This window comes from Psychrobacter sp. CAM01, assembly GCF_032842965.1.
GTDB lineage: Bacteria > Pseudomonadota > Gammaproteobacteria > Pseudomonadales > Moraxellaceae > Psychrobacter > Psychrobacter celer.
This window is the reverse complement of record NZ_JAWJBL010000001.1, coordinates 18,627-45,604: the sequence shown is the minus strand read 5'-3', so window position 1 is coordinate 45,604 and position 26,978 is coordinate 18,627. Positions and strand designations below refer to the sequence as shown.

Annotated in this window: 31 protein-coding genes and 1 tRNA gene; 5 read left to right on the top strand and 27 right to left on the bottom strand. The window is 47.3% G+C overall.

All coding sequences use genetic code 11. From position 1 onward, the window contains the following. Nucleotides 1-23: 23 nt before the first annotated feature. The 24 genes from R0I52_RS00235 to R0I52_RS00120 form a co-directional block, all read right to left on the bottom strand. Nucleotides 24-1,031 carry a contractile injection system protein, VgrG/Pvc8 family gene (locus tag R0I52_RS00235; protein ID WP_317052656.1) on the bottom strand — a complete coding sequence of 336 codons (1,008 nt, stop codon included), beginning with the start codon at nucleotides 1,029-1,031 and terminating at the stop codon, nucleotides 24-26. Nucleotides 1,032-1,291: 260 nt separating this feature from the next. Then, on the bottom strand, nucleotides 1,292-1,720 hold the full coding sequence (locus tag R0I52_RS00230) for a phage tail protein (protein ID WP_317052655.1): 429 nt from the start codon (nucleotides 1,718-1,720) through the stop codon (nucleotides 1,292-1,294). A gap of 13 nt (nucleotides 1,721-1,733) precedes the next feature. After that, nucleotides 1,734-4,226 (bottom strand): phage tail tape measure protein, encoded by a 2,493-nt coding sequence (locus R0I52_RS00225; protein ID WP_317052654.1) that lies wholly within the window; start codon nucleotides 4,224-4,226, stop codon nucleotides 1,734-1,736. Between the two features lie 45 nt (nucleotides 4,227-4,271). Next, nucleotides 4,272-4,388, bottom strand: a complete 117-nt coding sequence (locus R0I52_RS00220) for a GpE family phage tail protein (protein ID WP_093071355.1) — start codon at nucleotides 4,386-4,388, stop codon at nucleotides 4,272-4,274. 8 nt (nucleotides 4,389-4,396) lie between these two features. Next, complete coding sequence (locus tag R0I52_RS00215) at nucleotides 4,397-4,726, bottom strand: phage tail assembly protein (protein WP_317052653.1); 330 nt, start codon at nucleotides 4,724-4,726, stop codon at nucleotides 4,397-4,399. 82 nt (nucleotides 4,727-4,808) lie between these two features. Beyond that, nucleotides 4,809-5,336: a phage major tail tube protein gene (locus R0I52_RS00210; RefSeq protein ID WP_201585230.1), complete on the bottom strand. Its 528-nt coding sequence runs from the start codon at nucleotides 5,334-5,336 to the stop codon at nucleotides 4,809-4,811. Between the two features lie 38 nt (nucleotides 5,337-5,374). Beyond that, nucleotides 5,375-5,974 carry a phage tail sheath C-terminal domain-containing protein gene (locus R0I52_RS00205; protein ID WP_317052652.1) on the bottom strand — a complete coding sequence of 200 codons (600 nt, stop codon included), beginning with the start codon at nucleotides 5,972-5,974 and terminating at the stop codon, nucleotides 5,375-5,377. A 27-nt stretch (nucleotides 5,975-6,001) separates the two neighbouring features. After that, nucleotides 6,002-6,622 carry a hypothetical protein gene (locus tag R0I52_RS00200; protein WP_317052651.1) on the bottom strand — a complete coding sequence of 207 codons (621 nt, stop codon included), beginning with the start codon at nucleotides 6,620-6,622 and terminating at the stop codon, nucleotides 6,002-6,004. After that, a complete protein-coding gene (locus R0I52_RS00195; RefSeq protein WP_317052650.1) occupies nucleotides 6,601-7,152 on the bottom strand; it encodes a hypothetical protein in 552 nt (183 codons plus the stop codon). The genes R0I52_RS00200 and R0I52_RS00195 overlap by 22 nt, the downstream gene beginning before the upstream one ends. A gap of 10 nt (nucleotides 7,153-7,162) precedes the next feature. Further along, a complete protein-coding gene (locus R0I52_RS00190; RefSeq protein WP_317052649.1) occupies nucleotides 7,163-8,233 on the bottom strand; it encodes a phage tail protein in 1,071 nt (356 codons plus the stop codon). Nucleotides 8,234-8,242: 9 nt separating this feature from the next. Further along, a complete protein-coding gene (locus R0I52_RS00185) occupies nucleotides 8,243-8,773 on the bottom strand; it encodes a phage tail protein I (RefSeq protein WP_317052648.1) in 531 nt (176 codons plus the stop codon). Next, nucleotides 8,766-9,656 carry a baseplate J/gp47 family protein gene (locus R0I52_RS00180; RefSeq protein ID WP_317052647.1) on the bottom strand — a complete coding sequence of 297 codons (891 nt, stop codon included), beginning with the start codon at nucleotides 9,654-9,656 and terminating at the stop codon, nucleotides 8,766-8,768. The genes R0I52_RS00185 and R0I52_RS00180 overlap by 8 nt, the downstream gene beginning before the upstream one ends. Further along, a complete protein-coding gene (locus tag R0I52_RS00175; protein WP_317052646.1) occupies nucleotides 9,653-10,039 on the bottom strand; it encodes a GPW/gp25 family protein in 387 nt (128 codons plus the stop codon). Before R0I52_RS00175 ends, R0I52_RS00180 begins: the two co-directional genes overlap by 4 nt. Then, nucleotides 10,032-10,640, bottom strand: a complete 609-nt coding sequence (locus R0I52_RS00170; protein ID WP_317052645.1) for a phage baseplate assembly protein V — start codon at nucleotides 10,638-10,640, stop codon at nucleotides 10,032-10,034. Before R0I52_RS00170 ends, R0I52_RS00175 begins: the two co-directional genes overlap by 8 nt. Nucleotides 10,641-10,726: 86 nt before the next feature. After that, nucleotides 10,727-11,170, bottom strand: coding sequence for a phage virion morphogenesis protein (locus tag R0I52_RS00165; protein ID WP_317052644.1), 444 nt, complete (start codon nucleotides 11,168-11,170; stop codon nucleotides 10,727-10,729). A gap of 2 nt (nucleotides 11,171-11,172) precedes the next feature. Further along, a complete protein-coding gene (locus R0I52_RS00160) occupies nucleotides 11,173-11,604 on the bottom strand; it encodes a phage tail protein (RefSeq protein WP_317052643.1) in 432 nt (143 codons plus the stop codon). Beyond that, nucleotides 11,601-12,227 (bottom strand): N-acetylmuramidase family protein, encoded by a 627-nt coding sequence (locus R0I52_RS00155; protein ID WP_317052642.1) that lies wholly within the window; start codon nucleotides 12,225-12,227, stop codon nucleotides 11,601-11,603. The genes R0I52_RS00160 and R0I52_RS00155 overlap by 4 nt, the downstream gene beginning before the upstream one ends. Next, entirely contained in the window at nucleotides 12,224-12,532 is a 309-nt protein-coding gene (locus R0I52_RS00150; RefSeq protein WP_201585215.1) for a hypothetical protein, read from the bottom strand. The genes R0I52_RS00155 and R0I52_RS00150 overlap by 4 nt, the downstream gene beginning before the upstream one ends. After that, on the bottom strand, nucleotides 12,519-12,920 hold the full coding sequence (locus R0I52_RS00145; protein ID WP_317052641.1) for a hypothetical protein: 402 nt from the start codon (nucleotides 12,918-12,920) through the stop codon (nucleotides 12,519-12,521). Before R0I52_RS00145 ends, R0I52_RS00150 begins: the two co-directional genes overlap by 14 nt. Further along, entirely contained in the window at nucleotides 12,911-13,117 is a 207-nt protein-coding gene (locus R0I52_RS00140; protein WP_201585213.1) for a tail protein X, read from the bottom strand. Before R0I52_RS00140 ends, R0I52_RS00145 begins: the two co-directional genes overlap by 10 nt. Beyond that, nucleotides 13,117-13,569: a head completion/stabilization protein gene (locus R0I52_RS00135; protein ID WP_317052640.1), complete on the bottom strand. Its 453-nt coding sequence runs from the start codon at nucleotides 13,567-13,569 to the stop codon at nucleotides 13,117-13,119. Before R0I52_RS00135 ends, R0I52_RS00140 begins: the two co-directional genes overlap by 1 nt. A gap of 110 nt (nucleotides 13,570-13,679) precedes the next feature. Next, nucleotides 13,680-14,405 carry a phage terminase small subunit gene (gene gpM / locus R0I52_RS00130; RefSeq protein ID WP_201585211.1) on the bottom strand — a complete coding sequence of 242 codons (726 nt, stop codon included), beginning with the start codon at nucleotides 14,403-14,405 and terminating at the stop codon, nucleotides 13,680-13,682. A gap of 45 nt (nucleotides 14,406-14,450) precedes the next feature. Further along, nucleotides 14,451-15,470: a phage major capsid protein, P2 family gene (locus tag R0I52_RS00125; RefSeq protein ID WP_201585210.1), complete on the bottom strand. Its 1,020-nt coding sequence runs from the start codon at nucleotides 15,468-15,470 to the stop codon at nucleotides 14,451-14,453. A gap of 42 nt (nucleotides 15,471-15,512) precedes the next feature. Further along, a complete protein-coding gene (locus tag R0I52_RS00120; protein ID WP_317052639.1) occupies nucleotides 15,513-16,349 on the bottom strand; it encodes a GPO family capsid scaffolding protein in 837 nt (278 codons plus the stop codon). A gap of 176 nt (nucleotides 16,350-16,525) precedes the next feature. Here R0I52_RS00120 and R0I52_RS00115 point away from each other — a divergent pair, with 176 nt between their 5' ends. After that, on the top strand, nucleotides 16,526-18,313 hold the full coding sequence (locus tag R0I52_RS00115) for a terminase large subunit domain-containing protein (protein WP_317052638.1): 1,788 nt from the start codon (nucleotides 16,526-16,528) through the stop codon (nucleotides 18,311-18,313). Continuing rightward, nucleotides 18,310-19,323 carry a phage portal protein gene (locus R0I52_RS00110; RefSeq protein WP_201585205.1) on the top strand — a complete coding sequence of 338 codons (1,014 nt, stop codon included), beginning with the start codon at nucleotides 18,310-18,312 and terminating at the stop codon, nucleotides 19,321-19,323. The genes R0I52_RS00115 and R0I52_RS00110 overlap by 4 nt, the downstream gene beginning before the upstream one ends. Before the next feature lie 406 nt (nucleotides 19,324-19,729). On the opposite strand, the gene R0I52_RS00105 is transcribed toward R0I52_RS00110, so the two are convergent. From R0I52_RS00105 to R0I52_RS00095, 3 genes are all read right to left on the bottom strand, one after another. Next, nucleotides 19,730-19,814: transfer RNA gene (locus R0I52_RS00105), tRNA-Leu, on the bottom strand. 216 nt (nucleotides 19,815-20,030) lie between these two features. Continuing rightward, on the bottom strand, nucleotides 20,031-21,839 hold the full coding sequence (locus R0I52_RS00100) for a sigma 54-interacting transcriptional regulator (protein ID WP_317052637.1): 1,809 nt from the start codon (nucleotides 21,837-21,839) through the stop codon (nucleotides 20,031-20,033). Nucleotides 21,840-21,905: 66 nt separating this feature from the next. Then, on the bottom strand, nucleotides 21,906-23,285 hold the full coding sequence (locus R0I52_RS00095) for a two-component system sensor histidine kinase NtrB (RefSeq protein ID WP_317052636.1): 1,380 nt from the start codon (nucleotides 23,283-23,285) through the stop codon (nucleotides 21,906-21,908). A gap of 134 nt (nucleotides 23,286-23,419) precedes the next feature. Between R0I52_RS00095 and rimO the strand changes: the two genes are divergently transcribed. The 3 genes from rimO to frr all read left to right on the top strand — a co-directional run bounded on the left by rimO (nucleotide 23,420) and on the right by frr (nucleotide 26,839). Continuing rightward, nucleotides 23,420-25,006: a 30S ribosomal protein S12 methylthiotransferase RimO gene (gene rimO / locus R0I52_RS00090; RefSeq protein WP_317052635.1), complete on the top strand. Its 1,587-nt coding sequence runs from the start codon at nucleotides 23,420-23,422 to the stop codon at nucleotides 25,004-25,006. A gap of 424 nt (nucleotides 25,007-25,430) precedes the next feature. Beyond that, complete coding sequence (gene pyrH / locus R0I52_RS00085; protein WP_075101540.1) at nucleotides 25,431-26,156, top strand: UMP kinase; 726 nt, start codon at nucleotides 25,431-25,433, stop codon at nucleotides 26,154-26,156. Between the two features lie 128 nt (nucleotides 26,157-26,284). Beyond that, nucleotides 26,285-26,839: a ribosome recycling factor gene (frr, locus tag R0I52_RS00080; RefSeq protein WP_075101541.1), complete on the top strand. Its 555-nt coding sequence runs from the start codon at nucleotides 26,285-26,287 to the stop codon at nucleotides 26,837-26,839. Nucleotides 26,840-26,978 lie beyond the last annotated feature (139 nt).

The following is a 26,978-nucleotide window of genomic DNA, read 5'->3' as shown; positions in this document are numbered from 1 at the left end:
AGCAGGGAGACAGTTTTTTTTATTTATATTCCAGCCTCACACTTAACCCTAGTCTGATACCCACTACCTGATAAATCATGGCTAATCTCAACAGCTGTCCAAGCGTGAGCATCAATATATGGTCTGAAGCCACTGACCGTCACTGGACTGTCAGCGATGATATCAGGACGCGCAGTTGCTAACGTCAGTTCAAAGCTCGCCATCTGGCGGGCTTTTTTATTGGCGCTCGCTTTTGCCTTGGATACCGCTTCATTTTTTGATTTGGCAGGTTTGGTCAGTACATGAGCTTTAGCGCTGGGTAGGGTGTCTAGTGGTTTAGATTTGCCATCTTTAACGCTGATATGCTTGGTCTTACCAGATTTATCATCATGATAGCTCGCGGTCGTTTCGTCATAGTCGCTGGTACGATCGGTACGACTATAGCGATGACTGTCGCCAGACTGACGAGTGATGGTGACTGTATCCAATGTCGCCCCTGAAGGTGATCTGGCATTACCAATCGGCTTGATAATCAATCGACCCGCCTTGATCGTACACATCAACTCATGATCCTCGCAAAGCCTGGTCAGTAAATTGATGTCGCTCTCACGGTGCTGGTCGATATGGTCAATCATCATCGCTGCTACCGTAGCATCAATGGCCAGTACCAAGTCGTGACGTTTTGCCACTGTTTGTGCTATTTCGCCAAGTTTATGCTGATGATAACTGTTTGAGCGCTTTACCTTCAATGATGATTTAAAGTCCGCTGACTTGGCGCGGATCTGTAGCTGGTCTGGTGTGCCGCTATGCTCGGCATCATCAATGACAAATGTGCCTTTATCAATCATATCGCCCGTGTCTGGCTTCGCTAGCCATAATCGTATCTTATTACCTTTAGTGGGCAAGGGCAGCGCCGCGTCATGATCAGATAGTGTCAGTGATAGCTCATCTGCTTCAGTACCACGCTTGTCTGTCATTGAGAGATTAATCAGACGCTTCTCAACCTGCGCTGTGCGATCAATACCTTCGATTGTGAGTTTGAATAGATTCATACTATGCTTTCTTATTTAAGTTTACGCCATTGCTTTAGGATGTCAGGCAGCTTCCAAATAATTACTCCTACTAATATGGCAATAATTATCAATACCAAATTACTCGTTGGAATTTCTTCTATACCATTCAAGCTGATGCCATCCAAGCCGATACTGAATGTGCTCATGTAAATTTTTCCTATATCACATTGATTTAATCTGTCAATGAAATATATCTTTACTGAGCTGCTAGTGCGAACCTTACAGGGGTGTCGGTAATTTTAAGATGTCTCTGCTCGATCCTGGTCTAAGATGGCCACTTGCTCACGCTCGCTGTCATCAGCAAGCTTCAGTGATAGGCTAAAGTCAATCTTACGGGCTGTACCGTCGTCCAGTAAGTGAGATTGGGTTTCACTGATGTCAGTGATATAGCACATGCCGTAGTAGTAACCATTGCCGTTCATCAAGGCATAGGTTTTGCCAGTCGCGGCCATGTCACGTAATTCATCTAACGACAAAATACCGTTGGTGATCTCTGGATATAGTGTGCCTGATAGCGATATATCGTCATTATCTTGACCAATATACTGCATATGCGGCCTGGTACCGACAGCGTTGCCAGTACCAAATCGGTAGTTTGACTTACGCGAAACCTCTTCAAAGGCGGCACTGGTGGTCTCAAATACGAATAACCCTAAACTGGCTAACATGGTTGATCCTTATTTAATCAATATCAGAAAAGCGGCTACGTTGACGCGCCATTTGGTTGCGTTGCTCACCAGCCAATACGCGCTGGACTTCACGCGCCACGGCTTGCGGATCGGTTGCGCCATTGATGTTGATGGTAATATTGCCACTACTCATACCGCCCATCATTGCGATACTAGACTGGCCGCGAGGCGGTAAGATAGACTTGCGGCTGTCGATGCTGATGGGCGCATAGTCATTGATTTGGCCAGCGATGGATTTGGTAGCGCTAACGGGAATACCAGCATTGGATAATATGCCACGTCCCAAGCCTTGCATCATATAGCCGCCATAGCTGTCAAACACACGGCTGGGGCTATGGATATCCATACCTTTTGAGCCAGTAAATGCGCCCTTGATACGACCGACGACGTTGCTGATTGAGCTAACAACTGCTTGAGCTTTGCCTAAAATGCCGTTTTTTAGCCCCTCAAGCATGTTCATGCCGTACTGTTTAAACTTCGCGCCAAGACTAGATAGGTAAGGCCAGACAGCAGCGAATGCACGGATAAATAGACCAACTGGCGTAAAGTTCATGATGAAGGACTTGAGTGCCTGAATCCCCATATTAAATATGGCTTTGATGCGCTCCCATAGCGCGGCAAACATAGGGCCTAACGTATCCCAGTTCTTATAAATGGTAAAAGCCAGTACTGCTAATGCTAGGCATAGTGCCAAAATGGGATTGGCCATTAGCGTGAGCGTCAATGCTTTGACAGCACCGCCAATCATGCCAAATGATTTAGCCAACATTGATAATGGCGTTAGAGTTGTGGGTAGCCCTAGCGTAACCAATGATGCTCTTAATAATGCCATAGGCCCTAATATGGTCAGCATCACAGCACCCAATCCACCAATGATGACGGCACCAATGGCTAAGGTCGCAAATAATTTGCCTAAAACTGACATTAATTCAGGATTGGCATTAGCAAAAGCGGTCATGCGTTGAGTCATGGAAGTTATCGTTTGAATAAACTCACGAAGCGCGCCACCATTGGCATCAAAGATGGAGGTTCTAAGGGCGTCAATCGCCGATGTCATTGACTTGAAGTCACCAACGGTATTGTCGCTCATGGTGTTTGCCAAGTTACCAGCTTCGCCTTGGGCGTTTTGTAACTCACCAATGAGATTTTGTAGCGCACCGCTACCAGCTTGATCAACGAGAATGGCTAAAGCACCACCGGCTTCCTCTCCTGCAATATCCTTGAATAACTCAGCTTGCTCTGTATTGCCTAATTTCTTGGTCTTGTCATGAATCTCTTTTAATATATCTGGCATTTGGCGCAGGTTGCCATTTGCATCGGAGGTTTTGACGCCCAGTCTTTCAAATGCCTCTATGGTCGCTTTTGGGCCTGATGCCATTCTAGACATAATAGCCCGCATAGCTGTACCGGCCATACTTGCCTGAATGCCATTGTCGCCAAGCTTAGCTGCCATTGCTGCTGATTGTTCTAATGACACACCCATTAGTGCAGCATTCGGTGCGGCGTACTTCATGGTTTCGCCAAGCATTTCAATGCTGGTATTGGATCGAGTAAAAGTACCTGCTAACACATCGCCTAGTTGACTCATCTTGGCGGGATCAAGCTTCATGCCTGAAAGAATATTTGACGCGATATCAGCTGTTCGGTCTAACTCCATGCCACCTGCTAAAGCAAGATCAAGCATCCCCGGCATAGCGGCTTTCACAGATTCAGGAGTAAAACCAGCCATCGCTAAGAACGTCTGTCCAGCCGCGGCATCGGCTGAAGTGAACTGAGTCGACGCGCCCAGCTCCTTGGCTTGTTCTACCAGCGCTTGGTATTGAGGGCTGTTTTTGTCTAAACGTGTTACCGCTTGAACTTTACTTAAGTTGGTTTCAAGGTCTAATCCAGGCTGAATAAAACGAGCGCCAGCATAAGTGGCTGCGGCGCCACCAGCTGCAAGGCCAATCGCATTACCACGCATACTACTCATATTCTGTGATTGCCGTTCCAGCCGCCGAACCTCGTTCATACGCCGCCGCTGCTCTGCTAACTGCTGATTGGTGCGCTCAATATTCCGTGCAAGCTCACGCTCATGACTGGATAAGTTACTGGTGCTGATGCCTGCGTCTGATAAACGGCCCCGTAACTGCTGCAAGTGCTGCCGTTGGCTATCCAAGCGAGTATTTAGTCGCTGTGACTCACGACCAGCGGCCTCAAACTGACGAATCAATGTGGCGCTAGGATTCGCCGTATCACGCATCTGGCGCTCTAATTGCTCCAGACGCATTCGACTACGCTGCGCTTGCTCTGAGGTTTCAGCTAACGCTTGTTTTTGTTGCTTAAAGCTGTCAATCAAGCGCTGTTGACCTTGTAGCTTTTTAGCAGCTTGTGCAGTCTCTCCAAACTGACGACCCAATCTATCTGCTTGGCTAGCGATTGAGCGCATGGGGGCCGTCATACGATCAAGTAGCTCTATCTGTGCTCTAAAATTTAGATCTGCCATGTCATCGGTCCGTTTTATGGTTCCCTCATAGACGAGGGAACCAAATTAATCATCGGGGTTGTTGCGAATACGCGCGCGTTCGCGCCAATCTGCCAGCTCTTCAATGCTCATGTGATACATAGACTCTGGTGTCCAACCGAACACCAGAGCAATATCTGCCATACAGTCTTCTACACGGTTGGGGTATGAGCGGTTTCGGCTTGCGACTGAAACTTCGCTTTGGTAAAAAAACCCGCGATGGCTAGTCCCACGTCCATCAAGTCAGACGCGTCCATGCTGCGCACTTCATGCTCGTGAATAACTGGATTACTAATACGAGGCAGCACCACAGCAATGGCATCGACTTTGGCCATGCTTATATCAATAAGTGACTGGCCACGTAAGTCGCCGCCCATTGGACGACGCAGGGTAAACTCTTTAATCTCTTTGGCCTTATCTCCAGTGCCACGGATGATAGGGTAGTCAAGCTCAATCGTTGGCATTTCTACGTTGTTGCTCATGGTGTATCCTTAATCAGTAAGTTTTAATAGATGTTTTAATCAGATAGGTGTCTGGTTTGGCCACTTGATTTGTATGATTAATTTAGAACGTAGTGAATAGTCCCATTGCTTCACGGATTTCTTTTAGTCGATCCTCGCCATTGACGATACATTTCATGGCCATGGCATCAATTTCAATGATGTCTTCACCGTCCACGACCAGCTTGTAATAAGCCAATGCATACTTAAACGACTCTTCTGTGTCGTCGCCTAACTTGGCGCTACCAGGGTCGATCTCTTCTAAACGACCGCGGCAATAGATATCGACAGCTGCCACACTACAATCATCATCGCGTTGATAGGCACCTGAATAAGACAATACGACTTTATCAATACCAGCACGCGCAAAGTCGCGGTACAAATCTGCTTCGTGACCACCGCATTTGATGGTCATCTCCATGGCTTCTTGACCTAGATCGACCTTGACCGGCATATCCATACCGCCAGCGCGATACTCTTCGAGTACGCGCGTGAGCTTTGGCAGCTCAATCTCTGGGATCTGACCTTGGTAGCGCTTCTGACTGCCAAGGCCTTTGTAAGCCATGAAGTTCTTTAATTTACGAGGTAACATAGGGGTTCCTTTTTAGTAATAGGGTCGTCAGGTGGCTATTAGGCCGCTGCTGCTACCAAGTCGGCAAAGTTGACCAGGTATGTATCAGTGATCGTCTGATTCAGGTTCAAGTTTTCGAGGTTAGGTACTGGGGTAAAGTCATAATCTAGATACAGCTTGCCTTGCATGAGTAGCGTCTCGCTGTTTAGTTCGTTGTTGTACCAGCACTTTGCACCGATTAAATAGCCGAAGTTGACCATCTCCTGAAGCTTGGCGTTGATTGCGCGGATGATGTCACGCACAGTCGTCGGTGATAGCGGTTGATCAATAAACTGAAAGCAGCCATTGATGATGGTATCGAGCAAAAATTGCGAGGTACGCACGACCGGCTCAAACATATATTCAGGCTGATCAGAGCAGGTATGACTGCCCCAAAAGCGAAAGCCATTGTGTTGGATGAGGCTGGTCACATCATTCGCGTTTAAATATCCGACTTCAGTATCTGGGTCTTCTAAATCCCATGTACGTGGATGTTTGATACCACTAACAGTATCAATGGCAACGTTGGACAGCGACTTGACGAAGCTATACTGGTGCGTCTTGTCTAGGTGAGCGCGTAGCGCTGCGGCCACTGCGATGATTGGGGTTACTTGGGTCATGGTTTTTCCTTAGATGTTTTTAATTACTTAAATACCACCCCAATTGGCATATCCACAGGCATGCAATGTAATATCACCACCAAATGCATGTTTGACTAAATCCAAGCCTGTACCAGCTGAGGTTACAAATTCCACCGTTACGGGTGTCGTATCTAATACTTGTGCACTGACTTTAGTGCCAATGAAGTTGCCTTCAGAGTCATATATATCTTCGCTAGCCATGTCTTGAGCGGGTGATCCATAAAGAGTATCTCCTTTGAAAGCTACGAAAAATGGGAACGGAAATTTAATATCTCCATCTGGGCCATTGTCATCACCAAACTTGTAGCCATTACCCCCTTCACTGAATAGGAAGCTATTATCTGCTGCGCGTATTTGGTTATCTCGCATACCAACTAACTGCTGCGTAACGGGGAATGGATGTACTATTTTTGATAAATAAAAGTCCAGATTCTGACCCTCGGCTGGGGCGTGAAAGTTCAACCATTCGCCATTGTTGACACGGTATCTGGCATAAACATCCGTTGTGCCGATAGGTATATCTAGATTTATTGGCACCTCACTTGGTGTGCAAGTAGTGACGCTGCCATCATTTCCGCCGCCATCTGGTAAAGATGGGGCGGCTTCTACTTTCCCGGCACACCCCACTCGTTTTCAATCAGCATCAATTCACGAGCTGCGAACGTATCGCGGTAAGCGACAATATCTTCCTTGGCCGTAATCAAAGAGCCATCTTCCATACGTGGTGACGCATAGACAAAGCCACGGCGCTTCTTGGCAATCTCTACCAGCTTACGTGTCATCGTCGGCGTATCAATCTCAGGCGCGATCAAGATCTTTGGCGTCACACCAAGGCGAGATTGGCAGCTCAGTAGCGTATCAACAGCAGTGACATCGACAGGCTCTGACAGTCGTAATACGACTACGCTTGTGTTTTGGATAGACTTAATTGTCTGCAAGCATTGACTGAGCAAAGTATCTTTAGCGCCAGCTTTGGTGACATCATCTGTCGTGATGCCTGTCAGCAATACAGGGGTATCAAGCGGGTATTTAGCATCATCAGCATCAATACTGATGCTCACCAGTGCAATGGTGCTCATACTGACCGATTTGATAATCGGTGTGATGTTGCTGGTCTCGGTGGCAGTAATGCCGTGGTGGTACGTTGTTAATGCCATGGTTGGCTCCTTACTTGTTGTAGATGTAAATACGGAATTTAGCAGACATACTATCTGTGACGACGCCTTCGCCATCTCGAACGCTTGTAACGGGCACGCTAAAGACAATGGTTTTACTAGCTTGGTTGATTGCATAACTACCGCTGCTGGTCGTGATTGATAGATTATGATCAAGTTCAACGTATTCAGTTGGCAGGGTGATGGTTATATCCTTTAAGTAACTATTAGGGCTATTACCTATCGGTGGCGACAAGCTAAAAGAGGTCGGGTAATCAAATGCAAAACCATAGGCTTCGTTTAACGTGACCGTTTCAGATCCTGTAAAATCGTTTTTGCTACTAACTGATCCGCTATAAGTAACATCTAAAGTGCTAACCAGGACACCAACTCCAGCACTATCTTCTATCGCTGCTAAACGCTGACGTATCAAGTCAAGTGCATCCCGCATGTCATCCAATAAAGCATACTGCGAGTGAGGATTAAGTGTGGTTAAATGCTGATCTTGCCAATTATTAAAGCCCTGGTGGTCGTCATCGTTTTGTTGAACGTGCAAGTTGTAGTCAGTTTTTAGTACGTACTGGCTGTGCGGATCTTTATCACCCAAATGGCTAAGCGGAACAAATGTATCAAGCACCCAATCACGAGTAGCGCTGACCACGTTACCATCCATCTCAATCACAACAGTCGCCAGGTTATCCGCAGTAATCGTAATTACCAGCTCCATGTCACCGCCAGCACCTTCGGTAAGCGTTGGACGATAGCCACCGTGGAAGTTACCAACATAGACAAGTTTGCCGCTGCTATCTGTGATACCGATCTCGTGAACATTGAACCCACCGACATTGGACGGTACAACTGCAGATACTTCAGCAGTTGTTGTATTGATGACTTTGACAGATGCCACAGGCAGCTTTGCTGTTTGATGTACAAGCTTTGTCTGATTCAATCGTGATTCAGGCAGATATGGCTGATCGTTTGCATCACCCAACACCACATGCGTCAATGCAAGTTGTGAGTTCGCTTGTGCATTTGCAATAAAAGATTTGCCGTGGTCAGTGAGTAATACGTAATAGTTAGCCATTATTAATACCTAAGCGTTTGGAGTTGATAGATAAGTAGTATTGCCAGTCCGACAGGTCCCAGCGACAAAGAAGTTCGCGGTAGTAACTACGCTTGCATCGACAGAGAATTGATCACGCGCTGATTTGACGCTATCTAGTGCGGTATAGATCTCTTGTTGCTGCTGCACGCTCACACGACCGCTAGTGATTTTCACGGTAAAAGTGTAAGGTGTACCTTTGGGTGATAACTCATGCCATGCAAGCAAGCTATGACCTAGCCCAATATTTTTCATAGCCTGCGTTAGTGTGCTTTTGGTACCACGTTGCGCATTAAATGCACGTGCACCCTTGATGACATCACGCTTTTTAGATTCTGGCCATTGAGCATCCCAATATTCGACACGGCGTGACCAAGCAAGCCAAGGTAAAAAAGACAAAGGGCAGGTATCAGCATCAACCAAACGAGCAAAAGTCACGGGCAGCGCATCAATGCGCTGCGTCTGCTCATCAAATGCTTTTTCCAGCTTGGTACTATTCTTTGGTAGTAGCGCATTAGACATCACGATACTCCACAGCACTGATAGTCACATCTGTACAATTGGCATACTTGCCATCTGGCAAACTAATATCAGCCGTCGGCTGTAGCAGGCTAACGCGCTGAACACCCGCTTGATGTAATGCGTGATATAGACCAGACAAAGTAACGTCATAGCCCAAATAGCGGACTTGCTCGATGTATTTATCAAGCTCAGCTCTAGCAGTGGCAATGACGACATCTTTGTCTGGACCAGGATAAAGCGTTAATTCGGCTTGTAGCGTCCAGTCTTGCGGCTGACCCGCTGAAATGCGCACACTATCGGTAAAAGGGCGCCGCTCATCAGTATCAACAGCTTGTCTGACACTCTCACGTAGCGCATCACTAGCAACAGCATCACTATGGCTTTGGACATAGACAGTGACACGACCAGGGGAAGCTGTGACGACGCTTGCATCACGAACATCACCATCAGCAGACAATGCCCAAAATAGATAAGCTCCTTTACTACCAGCAGACGCTCGCTCAGGCTCTAGTTGCACACGGCGGCGTAGGGCAGTGTCAGACTCTATAATATCTGGAACCGGTGGTACAGAATTGGGGTTGCCAGGCTTAACCAATAGACGAGTGACACCAACGCCAGCTGCCAGATGATCAAGGGTTGTGCCAGTGCTATACGCGAGCAGCATCGATTTGGCCGTTTGATTAATATGATTAGTCTTGGACATTAGCCGATAGGCGAACAGCTGTAACAGCTTGGTGAGCGGTTCACTTTCAAGATCTAAAGCGTCGGCCAGCTGTGGATCCTTGGCTATCAATTCGGCTTTTAGGTCTGCAAGCTCTACCTCAAAATCTAAAGGCGTTAAGATATCAGGGGCAGGTAGGCCAGATAAGTCAATACGACTCATAGTGCACCGCCCAATGACAGATAGGTACGTTCAACTTTTTTGCTAATAACATAGCGATACTCAATCATCAGACTGGCAAGGCCTTGTGATGTACTATCGTCAGTCACCAGCTTAATGCGAGTTGGCGTGACACGAGTTTCCCACCGCATTAGCGCATGAATGACGGATGCACGAAGCTGCATGATGAAAAAAGAGTTGATAGGAGAGTCAATCAAGAATGGCAGTAATGATCCGTAATCACGGCGCATGACACGACTGCCGATTGGTGTTGTCAAAATATCACGCACGCTTTGCAAAATATGGCTAGATTGGTCTATGTGTAGACCTGTCTGGCGTGACATGCCTTTTATATTGGTAATTGTAGGGTTTTCTTGATTAAGCATTGACGCCCCCAGTACTGCCGCTGCCTGTTTCAACGCCTTTGTGATTGTGATCTAGATAAGGTTGGTCATTAATAATTAGTTTGCCGTTTTGATTGATCGTTTGACCGTTCAAGGTATAAGACTGGCAACCAATAGAATAGGACTCGCAATTAACATCAAAGTTATTACAATCAAAAGAAACATCGCGAGCAGATATTTGCACGCGGCTGGAAACGAGCGTAGTAGTGGAATCATCAGGTAAAGTAACCCCTAGGTTATGCGTCGCATGATTGTAGATAAAGGTCGCGCCATCGTCGCAACGTATTTCAAAAGTATCGGCATTGGCAGACGGCATTGGCTGATCATCATAATCAAATGAAGTGGTCACAAGGCCTGTCGATAGCTCACCAGTCTCGCTAATGACTAATACTTGCTCACCAATAGAAGGCGGGTTCCAAATTTTGACTTTGCCAATGCGTGTGCTAGTGAATTTCAACCAGTCAGTCTCTAACCCATCAATCTGTACACGGCAACGAGCAGCGGCATGGTCAACTTGAGTGACAATGCCGCGATTGATGATGCTTTGGAGCCTGCGCTCATTTTCAATAGGGGATGTATTCATGACGTTATCGTCACCCATAAGCACTATCGGAGGCAAAAGCAAAGGCGGTGCATATGTGTTAATCCACCACAAAAAAATAGCAGTAATTAGTCAGCGGTTAATGACTCGCGTAGCACTCGGATAATGATATGTCTGTCAGCACGAGCAATGCCAATCAGCTCGCGTTTAGGGTAAGGGAATTTTTTAGAACTATCAGGGCGGACAGTACTGCGCTGACCTTCGTGGTGAATACGCGCAATCTTAGCCGCGCTACCTTTAAAACCAATCTGGGCGTAACGACTTGTCGCATTAAACTTAAGGTGACGTGCTTTGGTTAGCTCTCGAAACATAGGATTGTTAGAGGCTTTTAGAGGATCGACAAAACGACTGCCGTCTGGATCTGTCTGGGCGCGAATGCGGTCGCGATTGACCGCTCTCATTTCCATAGCGAGAGTACGATTGACTTTTTTTAACTGTTTGCTATCCAGCTGTGATGCGATAGCAGTGGCCCATTCCGGTAGTGCAGTGGCTAGTTCAGTTAAATCGCTCATAGTTATTTGTGCGGGTTATGAGGTGGTTTAGGTGGGTGTAGAATTGGACGTGGACAAGTATTGAAAACGTAGTTACCAGTGGTATCAGTAGATACCTGGACAATTTCTTCGACTTTGATAGTAAAGACTACGGTGGTCGTATAGTTGCTCAATATATAAGATTCAAATTCAATCGGTGGTGGTGACGTTGGTGGAACTGGGTCTTGGTGCTTCTGATACCAGTCAAGGATAGGAACGATAATGCTGTTCGCGTCCAGACGCTCAGGCCATTCGTCTACCTCGACAAGTAATTGGTATTGCTGTCGATGACTCAAACTGGTTCCAGTCCATTTTAGCGAGCCTTTTTCTACGCTAATAATCAGCCGGTCGGGGTTCTCTTGAAAGAACTCGACTTTATCAGTTAAAAATCGGCGTAGGCTGTCATCAAATATCATTTCGCCAACTCTTTATCCCAGTATTTGGCACGGTCACGCATTTTAGTGTCATATTTATTCTTCTTATAATCGCGGCCGTTATATATCTCTGCAAACATGGCCCAGTCACGGCTACGAATGGCATTGAGCAAGCGTTTATCTGTCTCGATAAAGCGACAAAATGCCTCTAACTGCTCAGGTTCGCCCTTGGAGAGAGTCAGTACGTAATCCACAGCTGATTTATAGCCAAGACGCTCCCAGTGATAGCCCATAATCTGAAACATGCCCCAGCTGGCAGACTCTAAACCTAAGTCTTTATCAATACGACGGGCTTTAGCAAGGCGATCATGTTCGGCATTGCCGCCGCTGTAGCCACCACTGCGCGTATTAACCACATCGGGATTGGCATAGACGGCAGACAGCGCTTTGTCACGTCCGTTTTCGATTTTGAGCAGTCGATACATGATATGACGCTCAAATAAAATCTTAATGCGCCACTCTTTTGAATCGTCATCATATAAAAACCCATCGCCGCGCGACTCAACATCACTGACCGCGCGGATAGCAGCTTCATCACAGCGCAGTCGGCGCGCGGCTACTTTAAAATCACAGTCAATTAGGGTCATTGGTTTAGTTTTACTCATGCTGTTTTATCTCCAGTCTGATTGATTGCGCTGATAAAAACGCCGTAGCGGGCCCAAAATGCGCGTAATTTAAAATAGGCGGTAGCAGTGGCAGCCGCGGCCAGCATACGAAATGTTGGCAGCGCCCACACGCCATCGCGTCCGGTGGTCTCATCAAAGGCAAGTCCCACACAAGACAGCGCAAAAAATAAAATGGCTAAGGTGACAAGTAAACCTAATTGTCTGTGATATTTGATAATTGTCATCGCGCAAACGAGAGCAATGACAACGATAGATAGAGTGCTGATGACGCTAAGTATTGTCATGATTGTCCTCGTTGTCTTTTGTGAATAAGAAAGGGAAGTAGTGGCGCATCGCGGACAGTAGCACCGGTGCGGCCCTGTCATGAATGAATTCGTACATCGTGACAAAAAGCTCACGGCCGACCATTCCGTAGACGACTGCATAACCACTGCCATAGTTGCCGTTAGTGAATAGCATTGCTGTGGTCTCTGCCAACGTAATAGCCAACAAAACCCCAGCAGCCGCGTTTTGTGTGCGCATCCAAAATGGTTCGGCGCGTACCAATAGCAAGCGTATCCCAGCACCAGCGATGGCAGCATAAATAATCGGCAATGTGGCAAGCAGCCAAGTCATGTGTTCACGTATAACATCATCAAAACTGACAACATGCTGAATTTGATTTACGTCCATAATTGGATAATCTCTTTTTGTTGTCGTTTTGGCGCGTCTGGCAACGCGATATTGATAAGAGCCGGTAATACCAAATCATGATTGGTCAATTGCGGATTGAGTGACATGACTTGCTCAGTGACGCCGCCAGTAAAGCCAAAGTAGCGCAGACATATAAGGTCAACCGTGTCGCCTTGCATCGTTTGCACGGTACGCATTAGATTAGCTCAACTGTCGAATGCGGCTCATCGGTAATGTCAGCGATGGCGTTACGTGCATTGCGGTAGCAGCTGTCAATTGTGGGTGTCAGCTCTTTACTGCGTGCGCTGGCATCGCGGCCAGTGTCATAATCGCGGTAATGTTCGGTTAATTGTGCTTTTGCCGTGTTGTAGACGGCTTTTTTGAAACTAAAGCTTTTATCAGTGCGGTAAGCCACATCATATTCAGCAAGGGTTAAAAACCCATCACTATCTATGACAAAGCTGACCCAGCTTTTCAGCTCACGGCATACGCTCAGCGCGGCATCTTTTAGCGCATATGCCATACGCGCAGGGGTGACAGTACCGTCAAGCTTCATCGCGTCGCCAAATTCCTTGACAGACAAGTCAGGCATAAATGGCGGGGTGGTCACAACATCGTCACGTACCGGATTGACAGCGCTAAAACCCATAACGGCTCCAAAATCATTTATAAAATAAAAATAAAATAGGGTGAGGCGGTGGTCATAATTGTCATGTGCAGTATCAACTGAATGCAGTTATGAGCCGCCTCGGCTCGCGGCTACGAGTTGTTTTCGCCTGATTGCTCAGACAAATCTGGTTCTGGTACCGAGTTTTTTTCTTCTGGCACCTCTTTTTCTTTAAGCTGTTTTTCTAAGCGTTTGATCGAGCCTTTGACGCCGCTGTTTTCGTCAAACTTTAGCGCTGTTTGAAATTGCTCAAGGGCAAATTCTGGCGTAACAGCTTCAGTCAATTCACCTACTTGACGTGCGAGTTTTGCACGTACCTGATCAGGCATGTCTTCTTCAGCTGTTATGGTTGATGCTCGCAATACTTGCGCGATTTGCTCATCATTGATTTCACCACTGGCAGCCAGTTTTTTGGCAGTGTCAGCAATCTCTTCAGCGACTACCGTTGCAAGCGTGCGCTGGTGTGCGTCGGGCATTTTGAGCTTATGAGTCATCGCATAGTCAGCGATATCAAGCGCACGCTCAAAGCTACCGATATCGATATGCCAAAGCATAAGCGTGGTCAATAGATTGTCTTGATCGCCTTTGCCAGATGCCAAGCTTGCGTTGATCCACTCGTCGTAGTGTCCAACCAATTCGCGTTTTAGCTCAATCTTGGCTTGGATTGACTGCTTAGATTTGAGCAGCTGCTTGTCTTCGCGTAGTTTCAATTGCAATAAGCGGTAGGCGCTATTAGGGCCCGCCGTGATATTGGTTACTTCTTTTTGTGCCAGCGCGGCCTGGCGATGTCGCTGCGCTGGGGTCATGTTGTCGCTCATAATTCCCATCCTTCGTTAATTTTCATCCGTCCCATCCTTCAGTCATTAGACAAGCTCAACATTTTCAATCAAGCAGCCAGCTTTGTAGTTTTCAACCACATACGCTTCATTGTCTGATTCATAAAAAGCTACGCGGTCATACTCTGGCTCATCTTTATGATTGCGGCGGCGGCTGCCTTCTTGATAGTAAATTGATAGATTATCTAAAGGTGTGATCAAAATGCCGTCAGCAGGGAAATTTGGCGGAGTTGGTTCAATCGTAATACCACCCACTTTATCGAGCATTAATAAGCTATTGACCGCGATAACCTCGCTTGGCGTGTTGTTGTCATTGACCATGTTGAAATCACGGCTTTGCTTGAGATCACGACCCAAAATCACGCGCAAATCACTATCATCACGGACGATAGGATCAATCAGCTGATCAACACAGTCTTTAACCAGAGCATCAAGGTTTTTATAGCTAGTGGCAGACGCGCCAACAGAGACTTTGCTGGTGCCCACTTCTGATTCAGTCATTACTGACTCAGGTGCGTTATCACGGTATTTCTGCAACCAGCCGATATTGACATCTTGCAACAACGGATTGACATCAATGTCAGTATCAGCGGCGACATGAGTGCCGTTAAAACCGACAGTGATACGATCGAGCGCTTGCTGTTTTAGTACCGCGTCACGAATTTTCTCTTGGAACTTTGGATCACGCGCCCAGCTGTCTAGCTTGTTGTAAGGGATAGCAGTATCAAAGTCTGTCTTTTCACATACATAAGTGTAAATAGGGCCCACTTCACCAACGTTTTTCGGTTCACGGCGCTTACCGTTTTTGGTGTTGGTACGGCTTGCGATACCGCCACTAATACCAAGCCCAAGCGCTTCACCTTTTTGATCGGTAACAGGGATGACGTTAATCTTTTTCAAAAACTCGCTTGATTCTTGAACTCGGGTTTCAACTTTTTGCTGTACTGATGGCTCGACCGTGTATTGCTCGGTAGCGCTTGGTACGCCATTTAGCTCTGCTTGATTTGCAAGATAGCCATTAAACTGCTGACGGGTAGTATTTTTCATATTGTGTTTGTCCTAGATAATTGATTTTAGTTGCCGTTTAGCCTAACAGTCAGACTTGACATAATCAGATGAACCGGTGGCAGCCGGACGCTCGGTATAGTTGTCATCAGGTGTATTGTCGAGATTGGCCTGCACGGTTTTTAGTGACGTTTCGATCTCGTTTTGTTTGTTTGCAAACTCGGTGACAGTGTTGGTCAAGTTGCCAATACTCGCATTAGTGGTGTCTAGCGCTGTGGCCATTGCTTCCATTACCTGTTTAACACTATCAATTGTGCTTGGTAGGTCAGCGAAAGCTTCAGCGGTAGCGACTTCTTTACTTTTTTCGGCTTTGGTAGCAGTGGGCGCGGCGAATAGCTCTTTGACTGATGCCAATACAGATTTTGGTTCGTCTTTATATTCCCAAACGCTTTCGGCTGTGCTGATAAATGTATCAGGGTTTTGTTTGCGTGCAGATAATGGGCTGTCATCTGGATTTTGCTGACAAAACTGCATGTAACTGGTGCCAAGCGAAGCAGGGGAGTCAGTGCAAGCAAGGCCGACCATGTAGGCTTCTTTCGTATCTGCAAATTCTGGATAAAATTCGATTGAGAAATATACTTTTTGCTTCGACTTGGCCAAAGCGATGAGCTCTTTGGTCGGTTCAATCTCAGCCAATAGATAGAGGTGATCGCCAACTTCTTCAGTCGATAGTGACACCACGTCGCCATAGCAGCGAAAGTCAGAGTTGGGCATAAAGCCGCGATAGTGTTCTAAATTAACGCGCGCGCCATAAACTTCAGGGTCATAGCTTGAGGCCATTTGGGTGATCTGTTCGCGAGTGATTTCACGGCCGTCCGTAGTCTGTCCGGCGCGTGCAACTCGAAATGTTTTGGTAGTCATAGACGGTCCATGAGTAAAGATAATAGGGAGGTTCATTTACAAAGCTTTACTTTGACCGCTACGCAAATTAAAAACAAAAGCAAATACGGTGCATAGGTGTTAATCCACCACAAACGGCGATGATTAAAAAGACTCACTAAAGGAAAGTAGCTGCATATCGTTTATGAGCTGAATTGATGTCATCGCTGATTACCTTACCGACTGGAGAGAACCCCAAAACCGTTGCCCGTGGTCTTTATTGGCAGGGGTGGAGCATTAGTGCCATCGCGGAAATGGTCAATACACCGCGCACCACCGTGGACGGTTGGAAAAAGTCAGACGGCTGGGATGACGCAAAGCCCATAGACCGCGTAGAGTCAACGCTTGAAGCGCGATTGGTTCAGCTGATCAATAAAGATGACAAAACAGGAAAAGACTTCAAAGAAATAGATTTGCTAGGCCGCCAAGTCGAGCGTATGGCCAAAATTCATAAATACAATGAATCTGGCAAACAATCGGATATCAATCCAAAACTATCGCATCGGGGTCGTAAGCAAGGCCAGAAAAACCCATCAAACGTCATACAGATAGATGATATCGATAAATTCAAAGACTCATTCCGTGATTGCCTGTTTGATTATCAAAAAACGTGGTACCAGGCAGGACTCACCAACCGTATCCGAAACCTATTAAAGTCGCGCCAAATCGGGGCGACTTGGTACTTTGCGCGCGAAGCTTTTTTGGATGCTATCGAGACTGGCCGCAATCAGATATTTTTATCCGCATCGAAGGCGCAAGCGCGTGTATTCCGTGAATATATCTGTGCGTGGGCGATGGAAACGGCAGGGATTGAGCTGACCGGCGACCCAATTACACTCAACATCGAAGGCCCAGAAAAGGACTACAGCGCAAGCCTGTATTTTTTGGGTACAAACAGCCGTACCGCGCAGAGTTATCACGGCAATGTCTATATGGACGAATACTTTTGGATTCATAAATTTATTGAGTTCAGAAAAGTCGCGTCTGGCATGGCGATGCACAAAAAATGGCGGCAAACCTACATATCCACGCCATCATCCAAACAACATCAAGCCTACAAGTTTTGGACGGGTCAGCTCTACAACCGTGGGCGTAAGGGCGATGACCGGATTGAGATTGATGTCACCCCGCATAATCTAAAAAATGGCAAGTTGTGCGGTGATAAACAATGGCGGCAAGTCGTCAATGTCTATGACGCTATGAACGGTGGTTGTGACCTGTTCGACATTGATGACTTGCGGATGGAATACAGCGAGGACGAGTTCAATAACTTGCTTATGTGTGAGTTTATTGATGACACGCTGTCAGCATTTAGCGTCGCAGAGTTGCAATCATGCATGGTCGATACGTTAGAGATATGGGAAGACTATAAACCCTACACGCCAAGACCGCTGGGGAACCAGCCCGTATGGCTTGGTTATGACCCATCATTGAGCCGTGACAGTGCAGGTTTAGTAATTTTGGCAGCGCCTAGCACACCAAACGGCATGATTCGTGGCATTGAGCGTTTGCAGTTTAAAAACCCAGATTTCGAAGCACAAGCAAACGTCATCAGAGAAATGACAGAAAAGTATAACGTGGAGTATATAGCTATTGACGTGACTGGTCTTGGCATTGGTGTCTATCAGTCGGTCATTAAGTTTTATCCGCAAGCTGTCAAGCTGCATTACAGCCCAGAGTTGAAGCAGCAATTTGTCCTAAAGACAAAGGACGTTATCAAAAAAGGCCGCTTAACTTTTGACCACGAATGGACGGATGTAGTAGGCGCGTTTACTTCGATACACAAAACAATCACTAGCAGCGAAAAGGCGGTCACGTATAAAGCCGACCGCAATGAAGACACGGGCCATGCGGATTTAGCATGGGCATTAATGCACGCACTACATAGAGAACCTTTAGCGATCGCTCAAGGTGAAGACGAATCCGCACTGGAGATATTTGAATGAATGAAACAGAAAATCATGCAGTGGTAGAAATGCCGGGCATGGAGGCTTTTACCTTCGGCGATCCCATCCCAGTGATGGAACAATGGCAAACCTTATACTGGGGCGAATGTCATAATCATCAACTGTGGTATGCACCGCCGTATGATCCAGACGCTTTGGCCAAAACTATGCGCGCATCGCCGCATCATAGCAGCGCGATATTTGTTAAACGTAATATTTTGGCCAGCACCTTTATCCCGCATCCGTTATTATCCCATCGTGATTTTAGCCGCTTAGTCTTGGACTATATGACGTTTGGCAATGCCTACATTGAACGCGTTACCTCACGCTCTAAAAAAACCATGAAGCTAAATGTTCCACTTGCTAAGTACATGCGCGTCGGTGTTGACGCTCAAAGCTACTACTTTGCAACGCATAGCTGGGCCGAACCGCATAAGTATAAAGCCGACAACATCTGTCATCTGATTGAACCAGATATCAACCAAGAAGTCTATGGTGCGCCTGAATATCTATCAGCGCTTAATGCGGCGTGGCTTGATGAGTCAGCGACACTATTCCGCCGCAAGTATTATCTGAATGGCAGCCATGCTGGTTATATTTTATATATCAATGACCCAGCGACAAACAAAGAAGACATCGACGCGATCCGCAAAGCACTCAAAGACAGCAAAGGCCCTGGTAACTTCCGCAATCTTTTTATGTATTCGCCAAACGGAAAAAAAGACGGCATTCAGATCTTACCAATCAGTGAAGTGTCCGCCAATGATGACTTCTTCAAGATTAAAGAAGCCAGTCGAATTGACATAGCCGCTGCGCATCGAGTACCGCCCCAACTCATGGGCGCCACACCAACTAACACCGCCGGCTTTGGCGACCTAATCAAAGCGGCCAGAGTTTTCGCAGTCAATGAGCTTATGCCTTTACAACAGACCATGCTACAGATTAATGATTGGCTAGGCGAAGAAGTCATCCGCTTCAAAGAGTATGAGCTGCTCAAAGATAATAGTTAATCAGTAACACACAGACGAACTATCCGCTCCCAGTCGAGCGGATTTTTTTCGTCCAGCAAAAATCGCAATCGAAGCCCCGCCTCGCCCACGATAAAAAAATGTGGTTTTTGACGATAGTGACGATGTTGATTGCGGCTTGGCGGTGCCTAGGGCGAGGGCGGATAATTAGATAATAAAAGTGACGGGATATGACGGATATTTATGCTCAATCCCACGGCAAATCGGCTCGGATTGGTAAACGGCGGCGCTGTACGCGCATAGAATAAAGGTTTGCGGGGGATGGGGCAGTTCTGCGCAATCCCACGGTCTATCCCATCGTGGGATTAGACTCAAATTGCAGACATAAAAAAACCTGCTTGAAAGCAGGTCTAGTATAGGTTTGAGAACGTTTATCACTATCCGAAAATGGTGGGGCTGGAGAGACTCGAACTCTCACACCTCGCGGCGCCAGAACCTAAATCTGGTGCGTCTACCAATTCCGCCACAGCCCCATTTTCGTTACTCTATCATCAAAAGCATGTGAACTCAAATGCTATCGAAATAGTTAACTGATTCGGTAGTGCGTCTCAGTGGTTGGCTATTATATAGAGTTTAAATTGTTTGGCAACCCCTATTTGCAATTATTTTCGATATTTTAGCAATTATTTTTCATATTTTTTATAAGTTTATGATATAAAAGGACTTTTGTTTTAAGTTTTTTTAACGTTTTAGTGATATTTATTTTGATCTTGTGCTGGTGTGAGGTTTAGTTGCTGCAATTTGCGTGTCAAGGTATTGCGTCCCCAGCCTAGCAGGTGGGCCGCCGCTATTTTTTTGCCACCACTATGGTTAAGGGCGGCGGTGAGTAGCACGCGTTCAAACTCAGGCATTGCTGTTTGTAGGATGTCGGTCTCGCCGGTCTGTAGCGCCTGCTTTGCCCATGCGGCTAGAGGCTGTTGCCAGTCGGTCTGCGTCATCATAGGTGGATTGGGGCTAGTAGCGCTAGAGTCGATCGACCCTTGGGTGTTTATATCGTTCTGCGGCGGGATTTGGGATGGGCGCGCTGCATGAGGTGGCTGTGGTTGCTGCGTTATACTCGCTGGCACACTATCGAGCAGCTCTGGCGGTAAGTCCTCTACCATGACCGTGTCACCGGTGGCCATCACGGTCAGCCACAGGCAGACATTTTCGAGCTGACGCACATTACCGCGCCACTCAAACGCCTGCATGACTTGCAGTGCTGCTGGATGCAGATGTTTTTTGGCAGTATTCATCTGCTCGGCGGCGCGCTGCATAAAGTAGCGGGCGAGGGCAGGGATGTCTTCGCGGCGTGTGCGCAGGGGCGGCAGAGGCAAGCGTATGACGTTAAGGCGATAAAACAAATCTTCGCGGAACTTACCTTGTTTGACCAGTGCTTCTAAGTTTTGATGAGTGGCGGCGATGATACGCACATCGACTTTGACAGGCTGCTGCCCACCAACGCGATAAAACTCGCCATTGGCCAATACTCGCAGCAAACGTGTCTGCGTACTAAACGGCATGTCACCGATTTCATCTAAAAACAGCGTCCCACCATTGGCCTGCTCAAACCGTCCTTGCCGTGTGGTCGTCGCCCCCGTAAACGCGCCTTTTTCGTGACCAAATAGCTCAGATTCGATTAAATCATGCGGAATCGCTGCCATGTTTAAGGCAATAAAAGGCTGCTGTCGCCGCGGTGAATGCTGATGTAGGGCGCTGGCGACCAGCTCCTTACCAGTGCCTGACTCGCCTGTGATCAACACTGTTATGGGAGAGTGGGCCAAACGGCCAATCGCGCGAAACACCGTTTGCATCGCTTGTGACTGACCGATGATGCCGCTGGGGTTGTCGGTCGCGGCGGGTGGTGTCGGGGATGTCTCTTTAGCAGCTGGTTTGATCGGCGCGGTGGTTGATGAGGTTTTGGGTGCTTGATTTGTATGGCCAGTCGGCTCAGTAGGTTTATTGGGCTCGTTGGGCGTCGCATCTGATTTGACAGCGGGTTTGCTGGTGTTTTTTGTCTTAACATCGGTATGGGACTGATAATGAATGGCTTTATAAATCGTTGTCACCGCGTCATCTAAATCAAAGGGTTTGGGCAGATATTCAAACGCGCCCGTCTGATAGCTACTGATGGCAGAGCTTAGATCAGAATGCGCCGTCATAATGACGATGGGCAGCTGAGGGAAATGCTGATGTACCCAGTCGCTAAAAGACAGACCATCCATCATAGGCATACGAATATCAGTCAATATCACATCAGGGAGCTGGTCTGCAGGTGTTTGCTGCTGCAAGATATCATTTAGGCGTGTCCATGCCGCTTGCGCTTGCGTAAAGCTAATCACAGTGAGCCCTGCATCCTCAAAGGTATCGGCCAATATCAGGCGTAGGGCGGCATCATCATCGATAAGCCATAATGTAGCAGCGGCAGGACTGCTGGGCTTGTCCGTTTGAGCAGGTATTGGCTGATCGCTTGAGGGTTGATGGTCATGTAAAGCGCGGTGGTCATTATACTCAGTCATATCTTGGGCCTAGTGGGCGATAACATCAGAGGGCGTCTTGGTTGTCATGAGGTTATCATAGGATTGTTATGAGGTTTTTATAGTAAGGTCTGGCTGGCTAAAGGGCAAATACAGAGCAAACTGAGTTTGGCGTGTGTGATGGGTGCTCGATTGGGCGGAGCTGACATCGATCATACCATGATGGCGGCTGATGATATCTTGGACAATAGACAGCCCTAGACCCGTGCCTGCTGCGCGGCTGGTGACCATCGGAAAAAATATCTGGCCGATGAGATCGGCATCTATGCCTGAGCCATTATCGGTGATGGTCACTTGCAAAACTTGTTTGTGCTGCTGGCTGCCGATGGTGTGCTGAAAGACCACTCGTGTTTGTAGATGCAGTATGGGCTGATAAGTAGAATTGCTATCCATTTGCATGGTAGCTTGTGGTGTTTCTTGAGACTCTGAGATTTTATGCTGCTGTAGTGTTTGTTCAAACTCAGTCATCGACTCACAAGCATTATTAATGAGGTTCAAAAATACTTGAATCAGTTGATCTTTATCAGCGCAGAGCTCAGGCAGTGACAAATCATAATCACGCTGTAGCGTTACATGTGGATATTGGTTGACGATTAGAGACAAGACATGCTCTAGCGGCTCATGAATATTGAGCATTTGCCAGTTTGGTAGCTGATGGGAGCCAAGAAACTGACCGATAAGCTGAGTCAAACGGTCGGTCTCTGCGATGATGATATCGGTGTAGCTGCGCAGCTTTGCCGCGTTTTTTTGTTTGTCGTGATGGAGGCTGGCCGCGCTTTGCTGAGTGAGAGCTGCCTCAGCAAAAAAAACGCCCTCACTAAACTTGATAAATTGACGCTGCAACAACTGCGCCGCCCCGCGAATACCGGCCAATGGGTTTTTTATTTCGTGAGCGACCGAGCGTAGCATCTGACGCGCGACGTTATATTGCTGCTGCTGGCGCTGCTCTTCTGAGATACGGCTTTGGCGATCCTTGCCCCACATCTCAATGATAAAACCATGTTGCTGCGCATCAATGACCGGCGTCACGCTATAGTCGATCAGCAGCGCTGTATGATTGTTCAATTGTGTGCTCACAAGATGATCGTGATCAATAAACGGCTGTTGATACAGTCTGGCTTGCCGAAAGCGCTCGCTCAAGGAACAAGAGGCATCCTTTGTTTTTTTAGAGCTCTGAGTATCGCTATGGCTTTTGAGATGAACTTTGGGGTGGTCTTGGAAAGTCGATGTTGAGGTCTTTGGGGTGAGCAGCGCCAAGATAGATTGCCCCAGTAGGCGGCCACTACTGGTCGCCAGCAATTGCTCTGCTTGAGTATTTAGCCAAGTAATGGTCAGATTTTCATCGACCCACAAGATAGCCGTAAACAAATGCTGAGCCATAAAGGCAAAATTGGGAGCAGGTTTTGTCACTACTACATCAGCTGTCATGAAGCGCGCCTAACATAAAAAAGAAATCTACCAATATTTAATCATAAATCAACACTATAGAGCGGCAAAACTGGTGATTATCATAAAAAAAACGTACAATGCGCACAGCCAATTTATCTCAAGCAAGGTTAGCCATGCCCAACACCTCTACCGAGTCGGTAAATACGACGATATCTTCACAGCCAGCTTCTACTGCTCCAAAAAACACAGCCACTATCTTTAATCCTGCTAAGCCTGCGCACGCGCAAAAGCAGTCAACGAGTCAGGCGGACGGCACTCAGCCCTATCACCACAAAGCCAATCACAATCAAAACCGCAGTATCGCGCAAAGTGGCGATGCCACAGTAGCCCGTACAGCTGCGAGCGATGCGCCAGTTCAAGCCGTGCCAAAGATCGGTTTTGTGTCGCTTGGTTGCCCAAAGGCACTGGTCGATAGCGAGCGGATCATCACAGAGCTTAGCCGCGATGGTTATCAGGTCGCAAGTGACTACGACGGCGCAGATTTGGTGGTGGTTAACACCTGCGGTTTTATTGAGTCAGCGGTACAAGAGTCGCTCGATGCCATCGGAGAAGCCATCAGCAAAAACGGTAAAGTCATTGTTACTGGCTGCTTAGGAAAAGAAGCGGATAAAATCCGTGAGATGCATCCAGCGGTGCTATCGGTCACAGGCGCACATGCTTATGATGAGGTCATCACTGCCGTCTCGCAGCATGTGCCCAAACCCAAGCGCGACGTAGATAGCCATTACGATCCAAAAATAGATCTGATCAATGAAGCGGGTATTAAGCTGACCCCAAGCCATTATGCTTATCTAAAAATATCAGAAGGCTGTAATCACCGCTGTACCTTTTGCATCATTCCAAGCTTGCGCGGTGACTTAGTCTCGCGTCCGATTGATAATGTCATGAACGAAGCACTGGCGCTCAAAAACGCTGGCGTAAAAGAATTGCTAATTATCTCGCAAGACACGTCTGCTTATGGGCTCGATCTGAAGTACAAAACCAGCTTTTGGAATGGCATGCCGCTCAAATCCAAGTTTTATGATTTATGCCAAGCACTAAATGACTTGGGTATCTGGGTGCGCCTGCATTATGTCTATCCGTATCCGCACGTAGATAAAGTCGTCGAGCTGATGGGTGAAAAAAAGCTACTGCCGTATTTAGACATTCCGTTTCAGCACGCCAGTCACCGCATCTTAAAGGCCATGAAGCGTCCAGCACATAGCGAAAACACCTTGGCACGTATCAAAGCGTGGCGTGAGATTTGCCCTGATATCGTCATTCGCTCAACCTTCGTCGTCGGCTTCCCTGGCGAGACCGAAGAAGACTTTCAATGTCTGCTCGATTGGCTCGTCGAGGCACGCCTTGATCGCGTCGGTGCCTTTACCTATTCAGAGGTCGAAGGCGCGGTAGCCAATGACTTGCCAGGTCATGTGCCTGAAGCGGTGAAGCAATCTCGCTATGAGCGCTTGATGACGCTACAACAAGACATCTCAGCACAAAAGCTGCAAGAGAAAGTCGGTAAAACCTTAACGGTATTGGTCGATGAGATCGATAGTGCTGAGGGCATTGCGATTTGTCGGAGTTACGCCGATGCCCCAGAGATCGATGGTCATGTCTATGTTGATGACATCAGCGCGCAAGTCAAGGTTGGTCAGTTTTTGACCGTCACCATTGACGAGGCCAGCGAGTACGACTTATTTGCCAGCTATCAAGGCTAGGGCGTGTCCTCATTTTAAAAATGGTGATAAAAATGAGATAAATCGCAGTCAAACAAGGAAGATAGCGCAGATAATATCGAGATATTAGTCAGCTATTTGACACCGTTTGGCCAGATTTAGCCATTTTTAGCCCATTTAGATGGCTATTGATTGAATTGAGGATACGCCCTAGGCCGTCACAATGATAGATGAGTGAAAATTGCCCAATCGCGGGCAGTTTTTGCTACAATTAGCGCAATTTGGCCTTTTTATCTACTCAGCACTGCATCACGAGTAGGGCGACGAGTAGGGCGCTGCACGTAATCTAGCAATACGCAGACACTGGCCTGCGTATCAACGCTGGCTGTACGTAAATCAGAAGGCAATCTTCATTTGTATTTTACCGATGACTTTAATTATAATTTAATGCTAACAAGGTGACCTCATGTCTGACAAAAACCCGCGTTACTCTCGTATCTTGCTAAAACTCTCAGGCGAAGCCTTAGCTGGTGGCAAGGACATGGGTATCGATACCGAAGTGCTCGATAAGATGAGCCTATCTATCGCCCACTTGCGCGGCCTTGGTGTGCAAGTTGGTATCGTCGTTGGCGGTGGTAATTTATATCGCGGTGCTCAGCTGCAACAAGAGGGCCTAGTTGGCCGTGTGACCGGCGATCAAATGGGTATGCTTGCGACTGTGATGAACGGTCTGGCCATGCGTGATGCGCTTGAGCGCCGCAATATCAAAACGCGCTTGATGTCAGCCTTACCGATTGGTGAAGTCACTGAAAGCTATAGCAGCCGCAATGCCATTCGCTACCTAAAAAACGGTGAGGTTTGTATCTTTGTCGCCGGTACTGGTAATCCTTTCTTTACCACCGACACAGCAGCATGTCTGCGCGGTATCGAGGTCGAAGCAGGCTTGATATTAAAAGCCACCAAAGTGGATGGCGTCTATGACAAAGACCCAAGCTTGCATGCCGATGCCAAAAAATACGATGGTTTGACTTTTGATGAAGTCTTAGAGCAAAAACTTGGCGTTATGGACTTAACCGCTATCGCCTTGTGCCGTGAGCACAATGTACCGCTACAAGTGTTTGATATGACCAAGCCCAACGCCTTATTAAATGTGGTTATGGGCGAAAACGAAGGCACGCGCGTTTATCATTAGCATTAATTGGCATAATATTGCCCAATATGCGCGGTCAAGTGGCCTGCCACGAGCGATGAGTTGCCGAAAAACAACCATATATTAACAACCATGAATGATTTATCGACAGCGATAAATAAGGATGCACAATGATTAAAGAGATTAAGCAAGACGGCGAAGCCCGTATGCAAAAAACCTTAGAAGCGCTTGAAAACACCTTTAGTAAGGTACGTACAGGCCGCGCCCATCCAGGCATGCTATCTGGCGTGATGGTCAGCTACTACGGTGCCGACACACCGCTCAACCAAGTGGCCAGTGTCAACGTCGAAGACTCGCGCACATTGCTTGTACAGCCTTTTGACCGTACGATGGTACAGGCCGTCGACAAAGCCATTCGCGAAGCGGATTTGGGATTGAACCCGATGACCGCTGATGTGATTCGTGTACCGATGCCAGCATTGACAGAAGAAACCCGCCGCGATATGCAAAAATTGGCGCGCGGTGAAGCAGAAAACAGCCGCGTCTCGATTCGTAATATCCGCCGTGATATGATGAATGACATAAAAGATCTGGCAAAAGAAAAAGAGATCTCAGAAGACGACGAGCGCCGCGCTAGTGATGATATTCAAAAAATCACTGACAAATATATCGAAACCATCGACAGCCGTTTGAGCAAAAAAGAAAGCGAGCTGATGGAAGTATAACGATTGATAGCAGAGCGCGACTGGGATGCTGTCTGTAAATGCAGGCTACGCCGCATCGAACGATAGCAGCACGCAAGTAAAGCTTATAGCAGTCGCGCAGCCCTATCTATAAAAGTTTTATTTCCAATGGACTATATGT